The organism is Mesorhizobium sp. (genome assembly GCF_005063415.1).
Classification (GTDB): Bacteria; Pseudomonadota; Alphaproteobacteria; order Rhizobiales; family Rhizobiaceae; genus Mesorhizobium.
Genome location: NZ_SUEG01000093.1, coordinates 11,530 through 16,783, shown reverse-complemented (window position 1 = coordinate 16,783; position 5,254 = coordinate 11,530). Strand labels below are relative to the sequence as shown.

Here is a 5,254-nt window from a genome sequence, read left to right as displayed (position 1 = left end):
CATTGTCGGCCGGCGGCGCATCGCTGTCGTCGGGTGCCGGAGCGGTGGCGTCGTCGCCGGCCGACAATGCGCCCGCGACGCCGGCACCTGCAAACCCGGCGCCGGCAAACTGATTTCGGCAGACTTGCCAATCTGCCGACTTGGCGAGGCTCAAGCCTGTCGATCATGTGAACGCCGCACGACGTGCGTTGCTTTCGATGCGCTATGACCTTATATGGCGACTTTAGCGGAGCTTGAGCCCCAAATGGCAGACGCAGACGACGTGCTTTCCGCCGAAGCCGACGACCATTTCCATGACGAATGCGGCGTGTTCGGCATTTTCGGCCGGCAGGACGCCGCAGCCATCGTCACGCTCGGCCTGCATGCGTTGCAGCATCGCGGCCAGGAAGCGGCCGGCATCGTTTCCTACGACGGCACCCAGTTCCATGTCGAACGACATGTCGGCCTGATCGGCGACACCTTCACCAAGCAGCGCGTCATCGACAGCCTGCAAGGCAACCGTGCCATCGGCCACACACGCTATGCCACCACCGGTGGCTCCGGCCTGCGCAACATCCAGCCTTTCTTCGCCGAACTTGCCGATGGCGGCTTCGCCGTCGCCCATAACGGCAATCTCACCAACGCTATGACCGTTCAGCGCGCGCTGCAGAAACAAGGCGCCATCTTCTCTTCCACCTCCGACACCGAGACGCTCTTGCATCTGGTCGCCACCAGCAAGGAGCGCGACCTGAATTCGCGCTTCATCGATGCGGTGCGCCAGGTCGAAGGCGCCTTCTCGCTGGTGGCGATGACGTCCAAGAAGATGATCGGCTGCCGCGACCCGCTCGGCATCCGACCGCTGGTGCTTGGCGATCTCGACGGTGCCTGGATTCTCGCCTCCGAGACCTGCGCGCTCGATATTATCGGTGCGCGTTTCGTTCGCGACCTGAAGCCCGGCGAAATGGTCGTCGTTACGAGCAAGGGCATCGAAAGCCTGTTCCCGTTCGAGCCGCAAAAGACCCGCTTCTGCATTTTCGAATATGTCTATTTCGCGCGGCCGGATTCGTCAGTCGAAGGCCGCAACGTCTACGAAGTGCGCAAGCGCATCGGCGCCGAGCTGGCGCAGGAAAGTCCGGTCGAGGCCGACATCGTCGTGCCGGTGCCGGATTCGGGCACGCCGGCGGCGATCGGCTTTTCGCAGGCCGCGGGCATTCCGTTCGAGCTCGGCATCATCCGCAATCACTATGTTGGCCGCACCTTCATCCAGCCCGGCGATTCGATCCGCCACATGGGTGTCAAGCTCAAGCACAACGCCAACCGCCGCATGATTGAAGGCAAGCGCGTGGTGCTGGTGGACGATTCGATCGTGCGCGGCACCACCAGCCAGAAGATCGTGCAGATGGTGCGCGATGCCGGCGCCAAGGAAGTACATATGCGCATCGCTTCTCCGCCGACGCGCGCGTCCTGCTTTTACGGCGTCGACACACCGGAAAAGTCGAAGCTGCTGGCGTCGCGCATGTCGGTGGAGGAGATGGCCGAGTTCATCCGCGTCGATTCGCTCGGCTTCCTCTCGATCGACGGGCTCTACCGGGCCGTCGGCGAAACCGGCCGCGACAACGAGCAGCCGCAATTCTGCGACGCCTGCTTCACCGGCCAGTATCCGACCCGGCTTGCCGATTTCGAAGGCTCCGACAATGTGCGCACGCTGTCGCTCTTGGCGGCGGGCGGGTCGTAAGGTTGCCGGATCGCCATTTGTCTTCGCCAGGTTACCCCCCTCTGCCCTGCCGGGCATCTCCCCCTCAAGGGGGGAGATCGGCTGAATTGTCGACTTTCGCCAATCGCGACGGTCGCAGAACAGGCGCTGAGCCTGATGAGGGCCAATCTCCCCCCTTGAGTGGGAGATGCCCGGCAGGGCAGAGGGGGGTGCCTCACGCCGACCTCATGGAAGTTCAAGCATGACCCTCGATCTCTCCGGCCGCGTAGCGGTCGTCACCGGCGCCTCGCGCGGTATCGGCTATTTCATCGCCAGGGAGCTTGCCGCCGCCGGTGCGCATGTGATTGCGGTTGCTCGCACCGTCGGCGGGTTGGAAGAACTCGACGACCAGATCAAAGCAGGTGGCGGACAGGCGACGCTGGTACCGCTCGATCTTGCCGACATGGCGGGGATCGACCGGCTGGGCGGCGCCATCCACGAGCGATGGGGCAAGCTCGACATACTGGTCGCCAACGCCGCTGTGCTCGGCGTCATCGCCCCGATCGGCCATGTCGAGGCCAAGACCTTCGAGAAGGTGATGACCATCAACGTCACCGCAACATGGCGGCTGATCCGCTCGGTCGACCCGCTGCTCAGGCTTTCTGATGCCGGCCGCGCTATCGTGCTGAGCTCCAGCCTTGCCCACTCCGCACGCGCCTTCTGGGCGCCTTATGCGGCGTCGAAGGCGGCGGTCGAGGCCATGACGCGTTCATGGGCGCATGAGACCGAAAACCTGCCGCTCAGGGTCAATGCCGCCGATCCCGGGGCAACGCGCACCGCGATGCGGGCGCAGGCTGTACCCGGCGAGGATCCTGAAACGCTGCCGCACCCTTCGGAGATCGCCAAGCGTATCGTGCCGCTGGCCAGCCCTACGCTCAAGGAGACCGGACTGATCTTCCAGGCCAAGCACAACCGCTTTGTCGCTTACCGGCAGCCGGAGTAAGCGGCCTAACATCACGCGGCTGTGATGCCGTGGCTTAACGCCGCGCTTTGGCCCAGCTTTCGCCGCTGGGCAGGAGTTGCTAGGATCGTGCGACTCCCAAAACAAGCAGAGCGAGGAAATACCCATGGCGGCACCGAGCGTAGCGTTAGTCTGGTATCTGGTGATCGCCGGCCCGCAAGGCGGCATGGTCGTGTTGCCCAGCACATTCGACACCCGCGAACAGTGCACCTTCGCCATAACCGAATACCAGAAGCAACCGACGCCGGCCGGCTGGTCGGTGCAGTGCGTGCCGAGCGCCTCGCCGTTCGCCGACGAGGGCGACGCCGAGGAGCCGTCGGCGCAGTAGGACTGCGTGATCTCCCCCCTTGAGGGACCCTTGAGGGGGAGATGCCAAGTTTTGGCAAAGAGGGCAGGCCAGAGGGGGCACCGCGCATGAAGCGCCAACCCCTCTTTTCGCAAATGGAAGGCCGCGTCAGGACGTGCCGACCCCCTCTGTCGCCTTCGGCGACAGCTCCTTCTCAAGGGGGGAGATCAGCAGCCTCAGCATCGTGCGCTTACCGCCAGCTCCGGCTTCTGGCTGATGGTCTGGAACACGACGCAGTAGCGCTCGGTCAGCTTGATCAGCGCATCGACGCGCTCCTGCGGCTCGTCCGTGTCGAGGCCGAATGTCAGCCGGATGGCACGGAAGCCAACCGGCGCATCCTTTGCCACACCAAGCGTGCCGCGAAAGTCGAGATCGCCTTCGGCTTCCACCGTGGCGGCCCCTAGCTTGAATTCCAGCGCCGTCGCTACCGCCTTCAGCGTGACGCCGGCGCAAGCCACCAGCGCCTCCAGCAGCATGTCGCCGGAGCAGAGTTCGAGCCCCGTGCCGCCGGTCGCCGGATGCAGCCCGGCAATGGCGATCGCCCTGCCTGTCTCGACCTTGCAGGCGATCGATTGGTCGGCGATCGAGCCTTTGGCGCGGAGAGTAATCAGCGCGCGCGAGGCGTCGTCGCGATAGGCCTCCTTCAGCGGCGCCTGCATGGCCTTCAATGCGATCGCGTCCATTTCATTTCTCTCCCATAGTTGCCTGGCTTCGCTGCTTAACGGTGTCGCCTGCCCCAAAACGCAAGTCCACCTGACGTAGCGCTTGGTAGGGTTTCGCCCGTATAGCCTGACGATACGGGAGCATCCAACGCCTTCAAACCCTCTCTCGCAACACATTCGTAAGGCCGCCGGACATATGGCCGATATCGCCATCCTGGAAACCCGCGAAAGGGTTTCGCCGGCATCCTGTTCACCGGGGCTGCCGGTCTGCTGTTTCGATGCACGACGCCTCGATCAAGCTGACACTATGGTGTCAGGACGGGGCAGAGTAGGCTTGTGAGATGACGGAATTGCTGGACATGCCAGGCACTGTGGAAAGCGCCCGCGAACGTACCCTCGGCATCATCCTGGTCTCGGCATCGGCGGCCGTCTTCGGCCTCACCGGCGTGCTGACCAAATCGATCCATGCCGACCCGCTGACCATTACCTGCTGGCGCGGCTTCGTCGGCTCGATCCTGATCAGCCTCTATGTGCTATGGCGCCGCCAGCGCTCCGGCGGTCGCGGCAGCCTTCGGCTCGGCTGGCGAGGCTGGCTGCTGGCGATCGAGGGCGCGCTCGCCAGCATCGCCTTCATCTCGGCGTTCAAGTTCACCTTTGTCGCCAATGTCGCGATCATCTATGCCACCGCCCCTTTCGTCACCGCGCTGCTGGCCCTCCTGTTGATCCGCGAACCGTTCCGGCTGCAGACGCTTGCCGCCGCCGCCGTGTCACTATGCGGTGTGGCGATCATGGTCTGGTCCGGCTTCGGCACAGGCCATCTGTTCGGCGACGGGCTGGCGCTGCTGATGACGATCGGCAGCGCCCTCTACATGATCATGGTGCGCGCCTTCCGCGACACGCCGGTGGTGTGGGCGGGTGCGGTGTCGGCATTCCTTCTGTTCGTGCTCGGCTGGTTCGTCGCCGATCCGCTGGCTGTCTCGGCCAGGGACGCTGTGCTTCTAGCCACCTTCGGCTCCTCGTTCGCGCTGGCTTCGATCCTGTGGACGGAGGGCACCCGGCTTATTCCGGCGGCCGAGTCCGAATTGCTGGGTTCAGCTGAAGTGCCATTCGCGATCCTGTTTGCCTTCCTGTTCCTGGCGGAGATCCCGCCGGCAGCCAGCATGGTCGGTGGCGCCATCGTGCTTTGCGCGGTGTTCGCTCACGCCGGCCGCGACTGGCTGATGGCCAGGCAGCGCGCAGCGGATGCATGACCAATCCTCGCCGCGTTCGAGCGCGAGTTGGTGGTCCGATCACGAGAAATCCGGTCCTGAAAATTAATTTGAAAAGTCATGGAACCATCATAGGGCTCAGGCATTATGGCTGCGACGGGCCACCCCAAGTCCCCCCAAACCCCTCGGCCCGTCTTACTCAGAAGCCGACCGCAAGGTCGGCTTTTTCTTTGCTGGCTCAATTGGCCAAGGCCAGGTTGCCGCTGAACAACGCGGCCAGATCCTGCGCCGGCCGGTCGGCATCCTCACGCAAGCGGACGGCGAATTCGGCGACCGGCACCGGCG

The 5,254-nt window shown here is 64.2% G+C and carries 5 protein-coding genes; 4 read left to right on the top strand and 1 reads right to left on the bottom strand.

The annotated features are described in order from the left end of the window. The first annotated feature begins 244 nt into the window (after window positions 1-244). The 3 genes from purF (at window position 245) to E5W70_RS21810 (ending at window position 3,021) form a co-directional block, all read left to right on the top strand. Window positions 245-1,714 (top strand): amidophosphoribosyltransferase, encoded by a 1,470-nt coding sequence (gene purF / locus E5W70_RS21825; protein WP_292662216.1) that lies wholly within the window; start codon window positions 245-247, stop codon window positions 1,712-1,714. A gap of 220 nt (window positions 1,715-1,934) precedes the next feature. Beyond that, window positions 1,935-2,675, top strand: a complete 741-nt coding sequence (locus E5W70_RS21815) for an SDR family NAD(P)-dependent oxidoreductase (protein ID WP_292662213.1) — start codon at window positions 1,935-1,937, stop codon at window positions 2,673-2,675. Window positions 2,676-2,799: 124 nt separating this feature from the next. After that, on the top strand, window positions 2,800-3,021 hold the full coding sequence (locus E5W70_RS21810; protein WP_292662211.1) for a hypothetical protein: 222 nt from the start codon (window positions 2,800-2,802) through the stop codon (window positions 3,019-3,021). A gap of 194 nt (window positions 3,022-3,215) precedes the next feature. Here the strand turns inward: E5W70_RS21810 and E5W70_RS21805 are convergent, their stop codons facing one another. After that, window positions 3,216-3,722, bottom strand: coding sequence for an OsmC family protein (locus tag E5W70_RS21805; protein ID WP_292662209.1), 507 nt, complete (start codon window positions 3,720-3,722; stop codon window positions 3,216-3,218). Window positions 3,723-4,060: 338 nt separating this feature from the next. Between E5W70_RS21805 and E5W70_RS21800 the strand changes: the two genes are divergently transcribed. Beyond that, window positions 4,061-4,951, top strand: a complete 891-nt coding sequence (locus E5W70_RS21800; protein WP_292662233.1) for a DMT family transporter — start codon at window positions 4,061-4,063, stop codon at window positions 4,949-4,951. Window positions 4,952-5,254: the final 303 nt, after the last annotated feature.

Excerpts from the sequence above, each read along its gene's own strand:
- purF (WP_292662216.1), top strand. The coding sequence starts at position 245 with ATGGCAGACGCAGACGACGTGCTTTCCGCCGAAGCCGACGACCATTTC.
- E5W70_RS21815 (WP_292662213.1), top strand. The coding sequence starts at position 1,935 with ATGACCCTCGATCTCTCCGGCCGCGTAGCGGTCGTCACCGGCGCCTCG.
- E5W70_RS21810 (WP_292662211.1), top strand. The coding sequence starts at position 2,800 with ATGGCGGCACCGAGCGTAGCGTTAGTCTGGTATCTGGTGATCGCCGGC.
- E5W70_RS21805 (WP_292662209.1), bottom strand. The coding sequence starts at position 3,722 with ATGGACGCGATCGCATTGAAGGCCATGCAGGCGCCGCTGAAGGAGGCC.
- E5W70_RS21800 (WP_292662233.1), top strand. The coding sequence starts at position 4,061 with ATGCCAGGCACTGTGGAAAGCGCCCGCGAACGTACCCTCGGCATCATC.